The organism is Colwellia sp. MEBiC06753 (assembly GCF_053470325.1).
Map to the genome: position 1 here is coordinate 23,369 of NZ_JBQMTM010000007.1, position 20,283 is coordinate 43,651.

Here is a 20,283-nt window from a genome sequence, read left to right on the forward strand (position 1 = left end):
AATTCTCTTTGGGTCGTAAGTCAACGAGTATCGTTGAAATCAGATTCAGCTATTTTATCGTTTTTTCGTGGCAGTCACTACCGTATCCACCCATTATTCACTGATATCCATCGCAACTAGTTCGGTAAATGGTGATTCTGCGGATGAATTCAATTTGTGTTGATAAATTTGCTGATAAGCCAAAACACTTTTCACATAATCGCGTGTTTCTTTAAATGGAATAGTTTCTATCCATATATCTGCTGGCAATTTATCGAAGCGAGTTAGCCACTGCTTTACTCGATATGGGCCAGCATTGTATGAAGCTGTTGCTAAAATTTTATTGCCATTATTGCTATCGAGCAGCTTTTTAAGATATTTGGTTCCTAAATTAATATTATTTTGCGCGTCTAATAAATAATGATTGGATATAGAGCGCTTGGCTAATTGTTTCGCTGTTTGCGGCATAATTTGCATCAAGCCTCGAGCACCTGCAGACGAGTGGGCATCACGCATGAAGGAACTTTCTCTTCTGGCAATAGCGAATGCCCAGCTTGGCTCAATCTTATGTTTATCTGCATAATTAATAATGTCATCGCGATAGGCCATTGGAAACCTCATATCGACTTCATCTAAATAGCCTTGAGCCGCCAAAGTGAATATTGGTCGATCAAACCAGCCTTGTTCGTAAGCAATTGCTGATGCCACTAATTTGTCTGAGCTTGAAAGTTGAGTCAGCCAATAATTCCACTCTAATCGTGCTTGATGAAAGCGCTCAATATGAAACAATTCAAATGCGCGTTTCGCTGCGGGGTTAACCAGTAATTTTTGTTTTTGCTCTTCATTAACCGCTAGCGGCTTATTATTCAGGTTGATTGGCAACGCTAGTTGGTTTGCTGCCAGAAAACCATAATAATGGCGCTCATTTGCTACTTGAGTGAGCAAGTCAGTACCTAGAGTGTTATCTCCCAATTCGATTAATGTACGACCATACCAATATTGCCATTGCGTGCTTTCTTTGGTGTGTGCTGGCATGGTTGATAATGATGCTTTGATTTTTGACCAGTCTTCCGTTTTTAACGCGTTGGCTAATTTCCACTGTACTAAATTATTGTCCAGTTGTTCATTATCGACCTGTGCTAACCAATCAGCGGCTTTGTCATGTTGTTTACTGGCTAGCGCTAAGGCAAACCTACCCGTTAGATAGTCCTGTTGTGACTGACTAAATGGGAACTTCTGCTTAGCTTGGTGATATATTGTTAATGCTCGATCGGGATCTCGCCAAATTAACCTTTTTAAGCCATAGGTCACGATTTCGGTTTCTTTTTCATCAAACTGACTAAATCTTGAAAGTTTGATGATGTATGCAGGATCACGTCTGACTTTATGCCAAAGCTTACCTAAATACTGCTGCTCTTTCGGTAATAAGCTGGTTAAATATGGGATTAACGTATGCTTGCCGCCATCTGCTGCTAATGATAAACGCTGCCAAATGACATCAGGTGTTCGATATCCGGCATCACTCCATTTTTTAAACAGCGGATCACACACCTTATCTTGAGATTTACCTACCACCCAGTATTTCGTTACTTGCGGTAAAATTGTCTGCTCTGGCATACCAGCATCAAGCTGATAAAGCATATGGGTACAATTTAACACTACGTCATTATTGCTGGCATAGAATTTTAAAAATAATGCTTTTTGGTGACGCTTGGCTAAATAGTACAGCCACTTTTTTCTTAGTGGCCAATCAAGCGGAGTGTCTTTATATTGAGTTAAAAAGCTATCTATTTCTTCTGCGTCAGAAAGACGAATTTTGTCTTTCAACCTTCTTAGATCTAAATACGGTTGCAGCGGATAAAAATGTAACTGCTTATACAATGCCTGATAGGTTGGTGAATCAGGTTGCCAAACGTTTTTTTCTGCTTTGAGAAAGGTATCGCGCTGAACATTCGTATCAGCAATCGCAAGATGACTAATAGTCCAAAAAATGAAAATACAAACTAACAAGAAAGCGCGGGAAAAAAATACCATTCAACCAAACAACCATTTTTATTGGGGTATCTAGAATTATTCACGCTCAGTTACGTATTGCAAGTACAAACCTGACTTTATCACTACTAAATTGTGCGATAGGATCTCCGCAAAGCATTATTATCTATTAACACATGAGTGAAATAATTAAAACGCCAACCAATTACACCCTAGACGCGCTAGGTCTTCGATGCCCAGAGCCGGTGATGATGGTCAGGAAACAAATTAGAAGTATGGCAACTGGGGAAACCTTGTTAATTATTGCCGACGATCCGTCAACAACGCGAGATATTCCAAGTTTTTGTCGATTTATGGAACACGAGTTGCTGCAACAGACACAAGAAAACAAACAGTATTTTTACATTATAAAAAAAGGAGGCTAAGCCTCCTTTTTCATTTGTACTTGTGTTATTGCTAGCTATTGAAGTAAAGATATATCTGCGACAATCAAGAAGCTATTGCGAATATCATTTAACAAGGTTAAACGATTTACTTTAATTGCTTCATCGTCAGCCATTACCATGACATGTTCAAAGAAGTTATCAATTTCAGTTTTTATCGTTGCTAACGTAGTTAATACCGTTTGATAGTCTTTATTTTCAGTTGCTTGCGTAATGGTTTGTTTAACAGCGTCAAATGCATTTGCTAAGGCAATTTCAGCATCCTCTGTTAATAAACTACCATTAACCGAAGCTAATAACTGCCCTTCAAACTTAGCAAGAATATTACCCACACGCTTATTAGCCGCCGCTAGCGTTTCAGAAGCATCTAACGTTTTAAAGTGTGCAACCGCAGCAACTCGTTGTTTAAAATCAAGCGGCGCTGTAGGTTGATTCGCCTGTACCGCTTGAATTACGTCAACACTGATACCCTGCTCTTCAAAGTAAGCTCTAAAGCGTGCCATAACAAATTCAATAACGTCTGTAGTTACATTGTCATTAGTTAACTTGTCGCCAAATAAAGTTTTGCTGTGCTCAATTAATTCTGCAATGTCTAACACTAATTGTTTTTCAATAATAATGCGGATTAAGCCGATAGCTGCGCGACGTAAAGCAAATGGGTCTTTATCGCCTTTAGGTGCTTGACCGATACCAAAAATACCGACTAGTGAGTCAATTTTATCAGCAATTGCCACAGCGCAGCCGATATTGGCTTCAGGTAAAGCATCGCCAGCAAAACGCGGTTTATATTGGTCTTCTAATGCTTGAGCAATAGCTTCCGATTCACCATCATGGCGAGCATAGTATTTACCCATAGTACCTTGTACTTGAGGGAATTCTAGGACCATTTCCGACATCAAGTCAGTTTTACTTAATAAGCCCGCTCTAAATGCATCTTCATGGCTTTCATTAAGTTGTTTTGCAATAAAGCTGCTTAATTCTGCAATTCGCTCAGACTTATCTTTTAAGGTGCCTAATTGTTTTTGGAAAAGCACTGATTCTAAGCTTAATAAACGAGATTCAAGCGTTTGTTTTTTATCAGTTTTAAAGAAGAACTCAGCATCTGCAAGTCTAGGACGAATAACTTTTTCATTACCAAAAATTACTTGCTGCGGATCTTTACTTTCAATATTAGTAACAAAGATAAACTTATTGGTTAAAGCGCCAGATTTATCATTTACTGGAAAGTATTTTTGGTGATCTTTCATCGAGTAAATTAATGGTTCAGCAGGTACTTCTAAGAAATCTTGATCAAAAGTACCCACTAAAGTAATTGGCCACTCTACAAGTGCAGTAACTTCTTCTAGCAACTCTTCATCTAATAAGGCAACAGCATCAATATCAGCAGCCGCTTGTTCAACTTGCGCTCTGATCATTTGCTTACGCTCAGCAAAGTCAGCAATAACATGCGCTGATTTTAGTGTTGTTAAATAATCATCAGCATGTTCAAGCGTAACCAAACCACTGTGGTGGAATCGGTGACCTTGTAATAGATTGCTAGCGTTCACACCTAACACTTCTGCTTCAATGATTTGATCGCCATACATTACGGTAATAGTGTGCACAGGGCGAATAAACTGAGTTTTTTCACTACCCCAACGCATTGGTTTTGGAATTGGTAACTTAGCCACAGCTTGATTAATCATTTGTGGGATCAAAGCACTAATATTCTGACCTTTTTCAATCGCCTGATGTAACAGCCACTCACCTTTATCCGTTTTAATACGTTGTGCTTCGGCTACAGTAATACCGTTAGAGCGTGCCCAACCTTCAGCAGCTTTAGTTGCTACACCGTTTTCATTAAATGCTACCGAAACAGATGGACCGCGTTTTTCAACTTCTTTATCTGCTTGGGCATTAACTAATCCACTTACTTGAACTGCTAAGCGACGTGGAGAAGCAAACCATTGCATATCATCATACGCTAAACCTGCACCATCAAGTTGCAGCTTAAGTTGATCATAAAAGCTCACTGCGAGAGTTTGTAATGATTTTGGTGGTAATTCTTCAGTCCCTAATTCCACCAACAGAGTATTAGTAGTCATTATGCGCTTTCCTCTGTTGATTGGTTTTTACAAAGTGGGAAACCTAAGTTTTCACGAGCCTGATAATAGGCTTCTGCACAAGCTTTTGATAATGCACGTACGCGTAGAATGTAACGCTGACGCTCAGTAACTGATATTGCATGACGAGCATCAAGTAAATTAAAGGCATGAGATGCTTTCATTACTTGTTCATATGCTGGTAATGGTAAGCCTAGTTCAATGAGCTTTTGACTATCTTTTTCGCATTGATCAAATTGTGCAAATAGCGCGTCAACGTCAGCATGTTCAAAATTATAAGTTGATTGCTCTACTTCATTTTGATGGAAGACATCACCATAAAGCACTTTACCCATAGGGCCGTCAGTCCAGACCAAATCATAGATGCTATCAACGTTTTGAATGTACATAGCAAGGCGCTCTAAACCGTACGTAATCTCTCCTGTTACCGGTGCACACTCTAGGCCACCTACTTGCTGGAAATAGGTAAATTGCGTAACTTCCATGCCATTTAACCAAACTTCCCAACCTAAGCCCCACGCACCTAATGTTGGAGATTCCCAGTTGTCTTCAACAAAGCGTATATCATGGGTTAACGTATCAATACCTAACTCAGTTAATGAATCTAAATATAATTGCTGAATGTTCTTAGGAGACGGCTTTAGCATTACTTGAAACTGATAGTAATGTTGTAGACGGTTTGGGTTTTCACCATAGCGACCATCAGTAGGACGACGACACGGTTGAACATAAGCACTGCTCATTGGCTCAGGGCCAACAGCACGCAAGAAAGTCATAGGATGGAACGTACCTGCTCCAACCTCTAAATCAAGTGGCTGTATGATGACGCAGCCCTGACGAGACCAGTAATCTTGCAATTGCAAGATCAGTCCCTGAAATGTATTTATATTAAAGTTAGCCATGAATTTTACTTTGAATTAACTAATTTGCACATTATAGCCAAAAATTAGAATATTTACTTTAATTAGTGGCTTTAAATTAAAATGCCCGATTTGATTACCGGGCATATGTTTTACTTATTAAACACTAGTTTCTATACATCTAAGTTAGAAACTTTTAATGCGTTATCTTCGATAAAGGCACGACGTGGTTCAACATGGTCACCCATTAATGTGTTAAATAATTGATCAGCAGCAATAGCATCTTCAATTGTTACTTTTAACATACGACGAGTTTCAGGGTCCATAGTAGTTTCCCACAACTGATCAGGGTTCATCTCACCCAATCCTTTATAACGTTGAATATATTGACCACGCTTAGATTCTGCCATTAACCAGGTTAATGCTTCTTCGAAAGTTGCAACAGGCTTAACCTTTTCACCACGCTGTACATAAGCTCCTTCTTCCATTAAGTCATTAATCGCTTTGTTTAAGTTCATAATAGCTAAGAATTCTTTGGAGTTTATAAAGTCATAGTTACAAGGATATGATTTATCAATACCATGCTGGCGAATATTAAATATAGGATAATAAATATTACGTTCAGTATCGTGTTGCACATCTGCTGAATAAATAGAACCATTGCCCGCTTGGTTGTTTAGCTGAGCCAGAATGTTATCCATCCACTCAGAAACTTTAGCCTGTTCTTTAAAGTCAGTTGGCTCAATTACATTACCGTAAATTAATTTTTCAAGAATATCCGCTGGGATTTGACGTGAGAATCGATTAATCGTTTCATGGGTCTTACGGAATTGATTAACTAATTGTTCTAACGCAACACCTGAAATTGCCGGTGCAGATTCATTAACATGTATCTCGGCATTCTCTAGCGCTAATGTTGTCAAATATTCTGTTAACGCATCATCATCTTTAATGTAACGTTCTTGCTTACCTTTCTTCACTTTATAAAGTGGAGGCTGTGCAATAAAGATATGACCACGCTCCATTATCTCTGGCATTTGGCGATAGAAGAAAGTTAAAAGCAGCGTACGGATATGTGAACCATCAACGTCAGCATCGGTCATGATGATGATACTATGGTAACGTAGTTTTTCTGGGTTATATTCGTCGCGACCAATACCCGTGCCTAAAGCGGTAATTAATGTACCTACTTCGGCAGATGAAATCATCTTATCAAAACGTGCTTTTTCTACGTTAAGGATTTTACCTTTTAGTGGCAAAATAGCTTGATTCTTACGGTTGCGACCTTGTTTTGCTGAACCACCCGCAGAGTCACCCTCCACAATATATAGTTCAGATAACGCAGGATCTTTTTCTTGGCAGTCTGCTAGTTTTCCAGGTAGGCCAGCAATATCTAAAACACCTTTCCGACGAGTCATTTCTCGCGCTTTACGTGCCGCTTCACGCGCTCTTGCTGCATCAATAATTTTCATGATTATTGTTTTTGCAGTGCCTGGATTTTCTAATAAATAGTCACCTAGCTTCTCACCCATTGCTTGTTCTACAGCAGTTTTAACTTCTGAAGAAACTAATTTATCTTTAGTTTGAGAAGAGAATTTTGGATCAGGTACTTTAACTGAAATTACAGCGGTTAAACCTTCACGGGCATCGTCACCAGAGGTATTGGTTTCGCCTTTTTTAGTTTTATTCAGCCCTTCTTTAACCATGTAACTATTTAAAGTTCTGGTTAATGCCGCTCTAAAACCACTTAAGTGTGTACCGCCGTCCCTTTGTGGGATGTTATTGGTAAAACAGAAGATACTCTCTTGGAAACCATCATTCCATTGCATAGCAACTTCAACCACAATGCCGTCTTCACGTTCTAGATCGAAGTAAAAGATTTGCTCATTTACTGGTGTTTTATTGGTATTTAAGTATTCAACAAACGCTTGAATACCACCTTCATAATGAAAGTGTTCGCTCTTATCTGGCTCACGTTCATCAATAAGCTTGATAGAAACACCTGAGTTTAAAAATGATAATTCACGAATACGCTTTAACAAGATGTCGTAATGGAAAGTAACATCTGAGAAAGTGTCAGGGCTTGGCCAAAAACGTACTTCAGTACCTTTACTCGTTGTTTCACCAACAACAGCTAATGGCGCTTGTGGTTCACCTAAATGGTATTCTTGTTCATGTACTTTACCATTACGACGAATAGTTAATTTCAGTTTATCACTCAGTGCATTTACTACTGAAATACCTACACCATGAAGACCACCCGATACTTTATAACCAGAGTCTTCACCACCAAACTTACCACCAGCATGTAAAACTGTCATGATAACTTCAGCAGCAGAAACCCCCTCTTCAGGATGAATATCAGTTGGGATACCACGGCCATCATCTTTAACTGATACTGAGCCGTCTAAATGAATCGTAACGATAATGTCATTACAATGCCCAGCTAACGCTTCATCAATAGAGTTATCTAAAACTTCAAATACCATGTGGTGTAAACCAGTGCCATCATCGGTATCACCGATATACATGCCCGGTCTTTTACGAACCGCATCGAGACCTTTCAGGACTTTAATACTGTCCGAACCATATTCGTTTTCTACTGTCATAGCGTTTAGCCTATTTCTTTATTTCCGAAACTTTACCATGTTCCACGTGAAACATAGTGTAATCTTCATTTTTATTAAATGTACTAATAAGTGGCGATAACGCCTCAGCATCTATTGCAGTGATCATTATTTGGCAAGAGAGGTTATTTAACGCTTCGTTAAACTTAGTTCTTGAACTTAAATCTAGTTCAGCCCCAATATCATCAACTAGCAAAATTGCTTTTACTTGCTTAACTTTTTCGATCATTTTCATCTGAGCAAAAGTTAAAGCAACTAAAAACAACTTTTGTTGGCCACGAGATAGTTTTAGCTCGATTGGCTTATTGTTTATTAAAAACTTTAAATCAAATTTATGAGCACCAGATTGACTGTAACCAATTTGATACTCCCTTTCCTTTTGTGAACTTAGTACATCATTTAATGGTTTAGCTGAAGACCAACCTTGATAAAAATTAATTACTAAATCATCAACTACTTCTGGTAATAAAGTCGTCAGCCAAAACCTTAACTCTTCTTCTAGTCTTTTACAGTAACTTTTTCTAAGTTCAGTTAACTCTATAGAGTTATAAACGAACTCTTTAGTCCAATAGTCGTAATGCTCTTTAGAAAGTCTATTTCTAATTACAGCATTACGTTGTTTATGTATCTTAGTAAATGTTTGCCATTTTTCTTTGAACTGATGTTCCACGTGAAACAATCCCAAGTCCAAAAATTTTCGTCTTTCTTTAGCACCACCAAAAAACAATTTAAAACTTTCTGGAGTTACAATCTGAATAGCAAATTCTGACGCAAGATCGGAAAGACGACTAATTCGTTTACTATTCTTTCTAATAGCAAAACCAAGATCTTTTTTGTTTTTGCTTAAGCCATAGCTATGTTGCTGTTCATCGCGAATATTAATAAAAAAATCATCTTGTTCAAAATGACAAACAGTTTCTGCTTTATTAGTTCGAAATGATTTACCGTGACCTAAAAAAAAGATGGACTCTAGTATACTACTTTTACCACTACCGTTATCGCCAACAATGAAATTCAAACTGGAATTAAATGTAATTTTTTGTTCAGATAAATTCCTAAAGTTTTTTAGATAAAGGTTAACAATGCTCATTATAAACGCATAGGCATCACCACATATATGGCTTCGCTAACTTCACTACCTTCTATAACTACACTGCTGTTGGCATCTGCTAAGGTGAACTTAACTGCGCTATCTTTAACAGCATTAAGCACATCAAGAACATAACTAACATTAAAGCCAATTTCTAAATCATCATAAGGAAAGTTGATTTCTAAAACTTCTTCGGCTTGTTCTTGCTCAGGGTTATTAGCAGTTATTTTTAACTCACCTTCAGTAAAGTTCAAACGCACCCCTTTGAACTTTTCATTAGACAAAATTGATGCACGAGATAACACTTGTCTAAGCAGCTCTTTATCTGTTTCTAACACTTTGTCGCCATTTCTCGGCAATACTCTTCGATAGTCAGGGAAGCGTCCATCAACTAACTTACTGGTAAATGAAAACTCTGAGTCAATAATGCGAATGTGATTCGAACCTAAAAACACTTGCACTTCTTCGTCAACGGGATCAAGCAAACGAATAATTTCTAAAATACCTTTTCTTGGTACTATTACTTGTCTTGTTGGTAGATTTAACTCTGAATCTGAGATTTTACAAATAGCAAGACGGTGGCCATCCGTTGCTACAGAACGAATTTCATTGCCCTCTGTCTCAACTGACATACCGTTCAAATAGTACCTAACATCTTGATTTGCCATAGAAAAGTGAGTGCTTTCTATCAATCGAAGCAAGTCATTTTTTCGAATCTTAAATTCTACGTCACCTTGCCATTCTTCTATATTTGGGAAGTCTGATGCAGGTAATGTCGATAATGAGTATTTACTTCTGCCGGTACTAATAATGATGGTTTCACCACTAGTTTCAAAAGTAAGCATTGAATCTTCTGGTAAACTTTTACAAATATCTAAAAGCTTTTTAGCAGGAATGGTTAACTTTCCGTTTTCACCATGATTTTCAATAACCGCATGAGCTACCATTTCCAATTCAAGATCAGTAGCTGTTAGCGTAAGTGATTGCTCACTAATATCGAAAAGAATATTACTTAATATCGGTAGCGTGCTCTTACGTTCTACAGCGCCAGAAACCAATAATAATGGTTTAAGCAATGATTCCCTGTTAAGTGAAAACTTCATTATAAATACCTGCTTTATTTTTGCCCTTTAGGACGACAGTGTTCTTATTAAATTTGAATAATCTTCTTTTATATCGTGCGTTTCTTCACGTAAAGCCACAACCTTGCGGCAAGCATGCAACACGGTAGTATGGTCTCTACCACCAAATGCATCACCTATTTCTGGAAGACTATGATTAGTCAATTCCTTAGATAATGCCATTGCAATTTGTCGAGGTCTAGCTACAGAACGACTTCTGCGTTTAGATAATAAATCAGCAACCTTAATTTTATAATATTCAGCCACAGTTTTTTGAATATTATCAATGGTTACCAACTTGTCTTGCAACGCTAATAAATCTCTTAAAGCCTCTCGAACAAAGTCTATGGTTATTGCTCGTCCAGTAAAGTTAGCATTAGCAATTACTCGATTTAATGCACCCTCTAATTCTCTCACATTTGAACGCAAACGTTTAGCAATAAAAAACGCTACTTCATCAGCTAGATTAATATTACTTTCTTGTCCTTTCTTTTTAAGAATGGCAACGCGAGTTTCGAGCTCAGGAGGTTCAATAGCCAGAGTTAATCCCCAACCAAAACGAGACTTTAACCGATCTTCAACCCCTTCAATTTCTTTTGGATATCGATCACTGGTTAAAATAATTTGTTGGTTTCCTTCTAATAGCGCATTAAAAGTGTGAAAAAACTCTTCTTGTGTACGCTCTTTATTGGCAAAAAATTGAATATCATCAATAAGTAATGCATCGACAGAACGATAATATTGTTTAAATTTTTCTATCGCATTATTTTGCAACGCTTTAACCATATCTTGAACAAAGCGCTCAGAATGCATATAGGCAATTTTTGCTTTTGGATTATTTAATAAAATACCATTTCCAACGGCGTGCAATAAGTGAGTTTTACCTAGGCCCGTGCCGCCATAAATAAATAATGGGTTATAAGCTGAACCTGGATTGTCAGCAACTTGTGATGCTGCAGCGCGTGCTAATTGGTTTGATTTACCCTCAACGAAATTATCAAACGTATATTTATTTCTAACATTTGTTGTTTTAGGTAAGTTAGTTTCGGGTTCGCTATTAACTTTATTGACAGTAGTAACTGGTTGTTCTGTTACTACTGGAGCTTTCGCAGCCGTATTGATATTTGTATTGGTGCCAACATCAAAACGAAGAAGTGGCGGATTCCCTGATTCATCTAAAGCGACGATCGAAGTAATACGATCGACATATTTATCTCGTACCCAATCCAGTACAAATCGATTAGGTGCGTACAAAGTCATTATGTTATTTTCAACTACACATTGTAGCGGTCTAATCCACATACTGAACTGTTGCGCAGGTAACTCTTCCTGCAAAACTGACAGACAACGCTGCCATAAAGAATGAACCAATTTAAACTCCCAGCGTAATACTTCCGTCATCGATCGCGCTAAATTAGAAGATCATTTGTGCGCGTTTATTGGGATAGGCAAAGTAAAATTATTATATTAAAGATCCAATTATCCATATAGTTATCCACAGATGCAACTACAATAAACAGAAAATAATAACTTTATTAACTTTTCAAATAGCATGCCGTTGTACCACTTGGTAGCTATAGATTTTTAGAATTATTTAATTTAAAAAAAGTTGGGCTATAACAAATAAATATTAAATAAATTTAATTCTTTTTTGTTTGAATTTTGATAGCGCATGTGACTAATTTGTGGATATTTATACGATCAGTTCGATCTTAAAACGATCTTTGCTGAAATAATAACATCTATATATTGACAATAGCCGCTGCACTATTTAAAATTCGGCCTCTTTTTTAGACCAGTGTGCTCACTACGGCTGTTTTGCCAGGGCAACAACAACCGAACGGATAAGCGTAATGAAAAGAACATTTCAACCATCTGTATTAAAGCGTAAGCGCAACCACGGATTCCGTGCACGTATGGCAACTAAAAACGGTCGTGCCGTTTTAGCGCGTCGTCGTGCAAAAGGTCGTGCTAAGCTTAGTGCTTAATTCTCTTCTATAGAGAAAGGTAACCACGTTACTTAATGAATATGGTTACTTACGAATTTAACCGAGAGTCACGTTTGTTGACTCCCGGTCACTTTCAACAAGTCTTTTCTAAATCTTCTCGTTATGGCAGCAGCCATTTCACCATTCTTGTATCAAATAATTCTTTAAATAAACCTCGTTTAGGCTTTGCTGTAGCTAAAAAACGAGTCAAACTTGCTGTTCAACGAAATCGCATAAAACGTATTACTCGCGAAAGCTTTAGATTGCATCAACATGATCTTCCCAATATAGATATTGTTGTTATGGTTAAATCTGGTATTGATAATCTAGATAACGACACCATAAATAAACAGTTGGTAAAAATATGGCGAAAAATAATTCAACACCAAAAACGATAGCTATTGCTTTCGTAAAAACTTACCAAAAGCTGTTAAGCCCTTTGCTGGGTAATAATTGCCGCTTTCAACCAACCTGTTCAAATTATGCTATTGAAGCAATTAATCGCTTTGGCGTTATAAAAGGGTGTTGGTTAGCAGCCAAACGTATACTAAAATGCCATCCACTCAATGCGGGTGGTGAAGATCCCGTACCACCAATAACCAAAGAGAAATAACACATTATGGAATCCCTACGCAGTATGCTTTTTATTGGTTTATTGGTAGTCACCTATATGCTCTATCAACAGTGGCAATTTGATCACGCCCCGTTACCAGTGCAACAAACGACTACTAACAACCAAAACACTGACGTTACTCCTAGCCAAGATGAAGATTTTGTACCGGCATCTTCAGAAGCTGAAGCTCCTGCTACAATAGACAAAGCAGTTAGTAAGCAATTAATTTCAGTAGAAACTGATGTTCTATCGCTAAAAATTAATCCACAAGGTGGTGATATCGTTGAAGTAACTCTACTTCAATACGAGACAGAGCAAGGTAGCAATACACCATTTACCATAATGCAAGACGGTCAAATGAAATATGTTGCCCAAAGTGGTTTAACAGGTGCAAACGGTATTGATCGAACGGTTGCTGGTCGTCCTTTATATTCTGCTGACAGCGCAAACTACACCATGGTTGACGGACAACCACTTACTGTAAGTTTACAATTTACATCTGTTGATAATTTAATTGTTACTAAGCAATTTACCTTTAAGCCAAATAGCTATGAAGTAAATGTTGACTACCAAATCCAAAACAACATGAGCACACCTGCTAGTGTCCAAATGTATGGTCAATTAAAACAATCTACTTACGTTGATAGCTCTTCTGGATTAATTCCAACTTATCGCGGTGCGGCTTATTCAACCACCGATGAACGCTATGAAAAATACGATTTTGACGACATTAAAGATGCCAACTTAAACAAAACCACCCAAGGTGGTTGGGTTGCAATGTTACAGCACTACTTTGTTTCTGCTTGGGTTCCAAGTAAAGATGCAGCCAACCAACTATATACCAGTTATAGCCAATCAGGTGACGCTGTAATCGGTTTTAAAGCTCCAGCAATTAACATTGATCCTAATACTACCGCAACTACCTCTGCAGTATTTTATGTAGGTCCTAAAGATCAAGATAACCTAGAAAAAATCGCTGATGGCCTAGAGCTAACAGTAGATTTCGGTTTCTTATTTATGATCAGCCAACCATTACATTGGTTATTAATGCTTATTCAATCAGTTGTTGGTAACTGGGGAATCGCGATCATTATTATTACTATTTTAGTTAAAGGTGGTATGTATCCTTTAACTAAAGCTCAATACACCTCAATGGCTCGTATGCGTGAACTGCAACCTAAAATGACGCAATTAAAAGAGCGCTTTGGTGATGATCGCCAAAAGATGTCACAAGCAATGATGGAGCTTTACCGTAAAGAAAAAGTGAACCCTGCTGGTGGTTGTTTACCGATATTAATTCAGATGCCTATTTTCTTAGCACTGTACTGGGTATTCCTAGAAAGTGTTGAATTACGTCATGCTGAATTTGGCTTATGGTTAACTGACTTATCATCAAAAGATCCGTACTATATTCTGCCAATCTTAATGGGTATAAGCATGTTTATCATGCAGAAAATGACACCAATGACAGTCCAAGATCCAATGCAACAGAAAATGATGCAGTATATGCCTGTTATCTTCACCGTGTTCTTTTTCTGGTTCCCATCAGGCTTAGTACTTTACTGGTTTATCAGTAATGTCATATCTATTATTCAAATGAAGATAATTTTTAGTGGCTTAGAAAAGGCCAAAGCTAGTTAACGCTTGATGAAAAGATAAATAACTTTAAAAGGTGGCATTAGCCGCCTTTTTTGTTTCTCTTTTTGGATCTAAGACAAAACGTTATAATAACCATGTTTTTCAACTTAGAGCCGTTAGCATGACATTTATCAGCAATTCAGAAACTATTGCCGCACAAGCCACAGCACCAGGAAGAGGCGGTGTTGGCATCATTCGAATATCAGGCCCCAAAGCTACTGTTGTTGCCGAAAAAATTCTGGGTAAATGCCCAAAAGTTCGTTATGCCGACTATTTAGATTTTAATGATTTATCTGGCAATACTTTAGATCAAGGCATCGCTTTATATTTTAAAGGCCCGCATTCGTTTACTGGTGAAGATGTATTAGAGTTACAAGGTCATGGCGGGCCGGTCATCCTTGATATGCTGTTAAAAGAAATACTCAGCATTGATGGTGTAAGAATGGCCAAACCTGGAGAGTTTTCAGAACAAGCATTTTTAAATGACAAACTTGATCTAACCCAAGCTGAAGCGATTGCTGACTTAATTAATTCAAACTCTGAACAAGCAGCACGCTGCGCCTTGCATTCGCTGCAAGGTGATTTTTCAAAGCTTATTAATCAATTAGTCGAAGACATCATCCACTTACGCATGTATGTGGAAGCCGCAATCGACTTCCCCGAAGAAGAAATAGACTTTCTCGCCGATCAAAAAGTTGTTAATGATCTCAAAACTATTATTAGCGATATGGAAGCTGTTCAAAAACAAGCAAAACAAGGCAGTATCATTCGGGAAGGTATGCGCGTGGTCATTGCTGGGCGACCTAACGCGGGAAAATCGAGCTTGCTTAATGCATTAAGTGGTAAAGATACGGCAATTGTTACTGATATCGAAGGTACAACGCGCGACATATTAACCGAACAAATCCATATTGATGGTATGCCACTGCATATTATCGATACAGCAGGTTTACGTGAAAGCCCTGATAAAGTGGAACAAATAGGTATTGAACGCGCTTGGGCCGAAATAGAAAAAGCTGATCGTGTTTTATTGATGGTTGACTCCAGTGGAGACGATGATCTGCACCCAAGGGATTTCTGGCCTGAGTTTTTCTCTAAATTACCAGAGAACATGGGCGTAACAATTGTTAGAAATAAAGCGGATATTAGCGGAGCAAAAACAGGTTTAGATGAATTTCATGGTGAGCCAAGGATAACCATATCGGCCAAAAATGGTGATGGCGTAGATGCCCTGACATCACACTTAAAAACCATTATGGGTTACCAGGGTAGTACTGAAGGTGGCTTTATGGCGCGTAGACGGCATCTTGCTGCACTAGATACAGCCCATCAACACTTATTAGTTGGCTTATCTCAACTAGAGTCATTTGTTGCCGGAGAAATATTGGCAGAAGAGCTTAGGATCTGTCAGCAAGCCCTTAATGAAATTACCGGTGAATTTAGCTCAGATGATCTATTAGGCAAAATATTTTCATCATTTTGCATAGGTAAATAAATCAGTAACTCGTAAAAATACTAGAAAACACCCTAAGTAAGCGCATTTAAACTGATTTATTCGTTATATTTTTCCTTATATTAGCCGTGATAATATAAGGCTAATTTATAACTCAGAGATTAATTTAATGCGCTCATTTCAAATCATTGTCGGCAGTATGCTAGGCGGAACCGAATATGTTGCCGAAGCATGTGAGCAACAATTAAATGCACTTGGCTACCAAACTCAGCTGCATTTTGACCCTAAATTTGATGATATTCCGTCACAAGATCAAACTTGGCTTATCTGCACTTCCACTCATGGTGCTGGTGATTACCCAGACAATATACAACCGTTCGTTAATGCGTTAACTGACAGTAACAACGATCTTAATCACACCCCATTTTTAGTCATTGGTGTTGGTGATAGCAATTATGATACTTTTTGTTTTGCCGCAAAAAACATAGAAAGCCTTTTAATATCAAAAGGATATAAAAAGATGACAGAGCTATATACAATCGATATGGCGCAAGATGTAGATCCAGAACAATTAGCATCTGACTGGATTATGGGGTTACACGATCAATTATCCTGATCTTATTAAAGCGTTATCCACAATATAAAATAAATTTTATAATTTTTGTGAATAAGTCAGGTATAAGCCAGTTAATTAGATCTTATTATCCAGTTAACAGAAATAAACTAGATCTTCATTGTGGATAAAACAGCTATTTGATCATAGCTTATACGACCAATGATCAAAGTTTGATCACAAGCTAATATTGAGATTAAAGTGTTATATAACAACAAGATAAAACACTTATCAACAAAAGATCCATTTACTAATAATAAAAGATAATAAGATCTCTATATAGATCTAAAAATATTTCACACGATCCTCGCACGATCTTTTCTCAAAATGATCATTCCCCTGCCACCAAAAAAAGTGCTAAAATGCGTGTCCTTTTTCAACCTTAGGTCGTACATAAAAATGTGGTATCAAGACTCTTTTGATGTAATTGTTGTTGGTGGTGGTCATGCAGGAACAGAAGCCTGTTTGGCAGCGGCTCGTATGGGCTGTAAAACCTTATTACTAACGCATAATATTGATACGTTAGGTCAAATGTCTTGTAATCCAGCTATTGGTGGTATTGGTAAAGGTCATTTAGTTAAAGAAATAGATGCATTGGGTGGTCTAATGGCTACGGCAATAGATCATGCTGCGATCCAGTTTAGAACACTAAATGCCAGTAAAGGTCCTGCTGTTAGAGCAACCCGTGCCCAAGCAGATCGCGCTCTATATCGAAGTTTTGTTCGTAGTTACCTTGAAAACCAAGAAAATTTAACAATATTCCAGCAGCCGTGTGATGATCTTATTGTTGAAAATGATCAAGTTGTTGGTGTTTCAACTCAAATGGGCTTGAAGTTTAAAGGTAAAACCGTTGTTTTAACAGTTGGTACCTTCCTAGCAGGCCAAATTCATATTGGTTTAAATAATTATCAAGGCGGTCGTGCTGGCGATCCTGCTTCGGTGAACTTAGCAAAAAGTTTACGCGATATGCCATTTAGAATGGATCGTTTAAAAACAGGTACACCTCCTCGTTTAGATGCTAGAAGCCTTGATTTTTCTGTAATGGAAGAACAGCCTGGCGATTCACCTACGCCAGTATTTTCATTTATGGGATCGCAAAAAGATCATCCACAGCAGATCTCTTGTTATATCACTCATACCAATGAACAAACGCATGATGTTATTCGCTCTGGACTCGATCGCTCACCAATGTACACCGGTGTTATTGAAGGAATTGGTCCACGCTATTGCCCTTCAATTGAAGATAAAATCATGCGCTTCGCTGATAAAAACAGCCACCAAATATTTGTCGAACCTGAAGGTTTAACAACTAATGAAGTTTATCCAAATGGTATTTCAACCAGTTTACCATTTGATGTGCAAATGAATTTAGTACGCTCTATTAAAGGGTTTGAAAATGCGCATATTACTCGTCCGGGATATGCGATCGAGTATGACTTCTTCGATCCTCGCGATCTGAAACAAACATTAGAAAGTAAATTTATTAATAACTTGTATTTTGCCGGCCAAATTAATGGTACTACAGGTTATGAAGAAGCTGGTGCTCAAGGTTTAGTTGCTGCAACTAATGCTGCACTTCGTGTCCAAGAAAAAGATGAATTGATTTTAGGTCGCGATCAAGCATACATGGGCGTATTGATTGATGATCTTGCGACATTAGGTACTAAAGAACCTTATCGCATGTTCACCTCTCGTGCTGAATATCGTTTGTTATTACGTGAAGATAACGCTGATATTCGTTTAACAGAAAAAGGTCGCGATCTTGGTCTAGTGTGTGACCAACGCTGGGCACGATTCAATGAAAAAATGGAAAATATTGAGCTTGAACGTCAACGTTTAAAGTCTGTTTGGGTGCAAAAAGATCACAAAGATGTTGAAGCACTTAACTTACAGCTCAAAACACCAATAACTAAAGATGCGTCATTAGAAGATATTCTTCGTCGACCAGAAACCACATACAGTGAAGTAATGGCTATTGAGTCGTTCGGTCCGGCACTTGAAGATACTCAGGCCGCTGAGCAAGTAGCAATCCAAATTAAATACCAAGGTTATATTGATCGCCAACTTGACGAAATTGAAAAGAAAAAACGTCATGAAGATACATTGATCCCGATTGACTTTGATTTTAAACAAATTTCCGGTTTATCAAATGAAGTGGTAGCAAAACTTTCTGATGCGCGCCCTGAAACAATTGGTAAAGCGTCACGTATTTCAGGCATTACACCAGCCGCAATTTCTTTATTGTTGGTTTATTTGAAAAAACATGGCTTATTAAGAAAGTCGGCATAACGGTAGTTATCAATGTTAAAACAAAAATTATTGGCGTTGATTGCCCAAACTGATATTGACGTTAACGAGCAACAAATAGATCAACTAGTTCAATACGTAGAATTGCTGAACAAGTGGAATAAAGCTTATAACCTTACTTCGGTGCGTAACCCCGAAGAAATGCTGGTAAAGCATATTTTAGATAGCTTAGTTGTTGGTAAGTATCTAAAAGGTAATAGCTTTATTGATGTTGGTACTGGCCCTGGTTTACCAGGAATACCATTAGCCATATTGTATCCTGAGCGAAATTTTGTATTATTAGATAGCTTAGGTAAGCGAATCACTTTTTTACGTCAAGTTGTTTTTCAACTGAAACTTGAAAATGTTGAGCCGTTAAAATCACGCGTAGAAGATTTTACCCCTGAAAATTTATTTGATGGCGTATTAAGCCGCGCTTTTTCATCATTGCAAGATATGGTGGCTTGGTGTCAACACTTAATAGCGGTTGATACGGGCAAGTTTTACGCATTGAAAGGTGTTTATCCAGCGGATGAATTAAACGCTTTACCTAGCAATATTGAACTCATAGCAAGTCATGAATTACACGTCCCTGAATTAACAGGTGAACGCCATTTAATAGAACTAAAAAAAAATAATTAAGCTTCGAGGCATTTGTGGGCAGAATAATTGCGGTTGCAAATCAAAAAGGTGGTGTTGGTAAAACAACAACCTCAGTCAATTTAGCGGCTTCTTTAGCGGCAACTAAGCGTAAAGTTTTATTGATAGATTTAGATCCTCAAGGCAATGCCACTATGGGCAGTGGTGTTGATAAATATGACGAGGTTTCTACGAGTTATGAACTTTTAGTTGAGCAAAAGCCATTTGAAGAAGTCGTTTGTAAAGAAACTTCTGGCCTATATGACTTAATTGCTGCCAATGCAGATGTAACTGCTGCTGAAATTAAGCTAATGGAAGTTTATGCTAGAGAACTTCGCCTTCGAAACGCTTTAGCCCCAATAAAAAATCAATATGATTATATTATTATTGATTGCCCGCCATCACTTAATATGTTGACCGTTAATGCAATGGCTGCGGCTGACTCTGTATTGGTACCAATGCAGTGCGAGTACTATGCACTAGAAGGTTTAACGGCGTTAATGGAAACGATTTCTCAGCTAACATCAGTGATTAATGGTGAATTAAAGATTGAGGGAATTTTGCGAACCATGTACGATCCGCGTAATCGGTTGGCAAACGATGTTTCCGAGCAATTAAAGCGTCATTTTGGTGATAAAGTATACCGTACGGTTATTCCTCGTAATGTTCGTTTAGCCGAAGCGCCAAGTTTTGGTGCGCCAGTGATGTATTACGACAAATCATCAACAGGTGCTAAAGCTTATTTAGCATTAGCGGGTGAAATATTACGTCGTGAAGAAAGTGCTAAATTGGCAGCCAAAAAAGAAAAAGTTACTGAATAATAACGATAAAAAGTTAAG

At 37.8% G+C, this 20,283-nt stretch carries 17 protein-coding genes; 10 read left to right on the forward strand and 7 right to left on the reverse strand.

Annotated elements, in window-relative coordinates:
• Positions 1-93: 93 nt before the first annotated feature.
• Positions 94-2,013, reverse strand: coding sequence for a transglycosylase SLT domain-containing protein (locus ACOB82_RS07330; protein ID WP_448212312.1), 1,920 nt, complete (start codon positions 2,011-2,013; stop codon positions 94-96).
• 134 nt (positions 2,014-2,147) lie between these two features.
• On the opposite strand from ACOB82_RS07330, the gene tusA reads away from it, so the two are divergent.
• Positions 2,148-2,396, forward strand: coding sequence for a sulfurtransferase TusA (tusA, locus tag ACOB82_RS07335; protein WP_448212313.1), 249 nt, complete (start codon positions 2,148-2,150; stop codon positions 2,394-2,396).
• A 35-nt stretch (positions 2,397-2,431) separates the two neighbouring features.
• On the opposite strand, the gene glyS is transcribed toward tusA, so the two are convergent.
• The 6 genes from glyS to dnaA all read right to left on the reverse strand — a co-directional run bounded on the left by glyS (position 2,432) and on the right by dnaA (position 11,585).
• Entirely contained in the window at positions 2,432-4,498 is a 2,067-nt protein-coding gene (gene glyS / locus ACOB82_RS07340; RefSeq protein ID WP_448212314.1) for a glycine--tRNA ligase subunit beta, read from the reverse strand.
• A complete protein-coding gene (gene glyQ / locus ACOB82_RS07345; protein ID WP_448212315.1) occupies positions 4,498-5,418 on the reverse strand; it encodes a glycine--tRNA ligase subunit alpha in 921 nt (306 codons plus the stop codon). Before glyQ ends, glyS begins: the two co-directional genes overlap by 1 nt.
• Before the next feature lie 131 nt (positions 5,419-5,549).
• The gene (gene gyrB, locus ACOB82_RS07350; RefSeq protein WP_448212316.1) at positions 5,550-7,985 is read right to left on the reverse strand and encodes a DNA topoisomerase (ATP-hydrolyzing) subunit B; all 2,436 of its coding nucleotides are present in this window, start codon (positions 7,983-7,985) and stop codon (positions 5,550-5,552) included.
• 10 nt (positions 7,986-7,995) lie between these two features.
• Positions 7,996-9,093 carry a DNA replication/repair protein RecF gene (gene recF, locus ACOB82_RS07355; RefSeq protein WP_448212317.1) on the reverse strand — a complete coding sequence of 366 codons (1,098 nt, stop codon included), beginning with the start codon at positions 9,091-9,093 and terminating at the stop codon, positions 7,996-7,998.
• A complete protein-coding gene (gene dnaN, locus ACOB82_RS07360) occupies positions 9,093-10,196 on the reverse strand; it encodes a DNA polymerase III subunit beta (RefSeq protein WP_448212318.1) in 1,104 nt (367 codons plus the stop codon). Before dnaN ends, recF begins: the two co-directional genes overlap by 1 nt.
• Before the next feature lie 27 nt (positions 10,197-10,223).
• Positions 10,224-11,585: a chromosomal replication initiator protein DnaA gene (gene dnaA / locus ACOB82_RS07365; protein WP_448212444.1), complete on the reverse strand. Its 1,362-nt coding sequence runs from the start codon at positions 11,583-11,585 to the stop codon at positions 10,224-10,226.
• 482 nt (positions 11,586-12,067) lie between these two features.
• Here dnaA and rpmH point away from each other — a divergent pair, with 482 nt between their 5' ends.
• The 9 genes from rpmH to ACOB82_RS07410 all read left to right on the forward strand — a co-directional run bounded on the left by rpmH (position 12,068) and on the right by ACOB82_RS07410 (position 20,265).
• Positions 12,068-12,202, forward strand: a complete 135-nt coding sequence (rpmH, locus tag ACOB82_RS07370) for a 50S ribosomal protein L34 (protein ID WP_116002236.1) — start codon at positions 12,068-12,070, stop codon at positions 12,200-12,202.
• 41 nt (positions 12,203-12,243) lie between these two features.
• Entirely contained in the window at positions 12,244-12,600 is a 357-nt protein-coding gene (gene rnpA / locus ACOB82_RS07375) for a ribonuclease P protein component (protein ID WP_448212445.1), read from the forward strand.
• Positions 12,567-12,815: a membrane protein insertion efficiency factor YidD gene (gene yidD, locus ACOB82_RS07380; RefSeq protein ID WP_448212319.1), complete on the forward strand. Its 249-nt coding sequence runs from the start codon at positions 12,567-12,569 to the stop codon at positions 12,813-12,815. Before rnpA ends, yidD begins: the two co-directional genes overlap by 34 nt.
• Positions 12,816-12,821: 6 nt before the next feature.
• The gene (gene yidC / locus ACOB82_RS07385; protein WP_448212320.1) at positions 12,822-14,456 is read left to right on the forward strand and encodes a membrane protein insertase YidC; all 1,635 of its coding nucleotides are present in this window, start codon (positions 12,822-12,824) and stop codon (positions 14,454-14,456) included.
• A 118-nt stretch (positions 14,457-14,574) separates the two neighbouring features.
• Positions 14,575-15,948 (forward strand): tRNA uridine-5-carboxymethylaminomethyl(34) synthesis GTPase MnmE, encoded by a 1,374-nt coding sequence (gene mnmE, locus ACOB82_RS07390; protein ID WP_448212321.1) that lies wholly within the window; start codon positions 14,575-14,577, stop codon positions 15,946-15,948.
• Between the two features lie 127 nt (positions 15,949-16,075).
• Complete coding sequence (mioC, locus tag ACOB82_RS07395; protein WP_448212322.1) at positions 16,076-16,522, forward strand: FMN-binding protein MioC; 447 nt, start codon at positions 16,076-16,078, stop codon at positions 16,520-16,522.
• 396 nt (positions 16,523-16,918) lie between these two features.
• A complete protein-coding gene (mnmG, locus tag ACOB82_RS07400) occupies positions 16,919-18,808 on the forward strand; it encodes a tRNA uridine-5-carboxymethylaminomethyl(34) synthesis enzyme MnmG (protein WP_448212323.1) in 1,890 nt (629 codons plus the stop codon).
• A 12-nt stretch (positions 18,809-18,820) separates the two neighbouring features.
• Entirely contained in the window at positions 18,821-19,447 is a 627-nt protein-coding gene (gene rsmG / locus ACOB82_RS07405) for a 16S rRNA (guanine(527)-N(7))-methyltransferase RsmG (RefSeq protein ID WP_448212324.1), read from the forward strand.
• Between the two features lie 14 nt (positions 19,448-19,461).
• Complete coding sequence (locus tag ACOB82_RS07410; RefSeq protein ID WP_448212325.1) at positions 19,462-20,265, forward strand: ParA family protein; 804 nt, start codon at positions 19,462-19,464, stop codon at positions 20,263-20,265.
• Positions 20,266-20,283 lie beyond the last annotated feature (18 nt).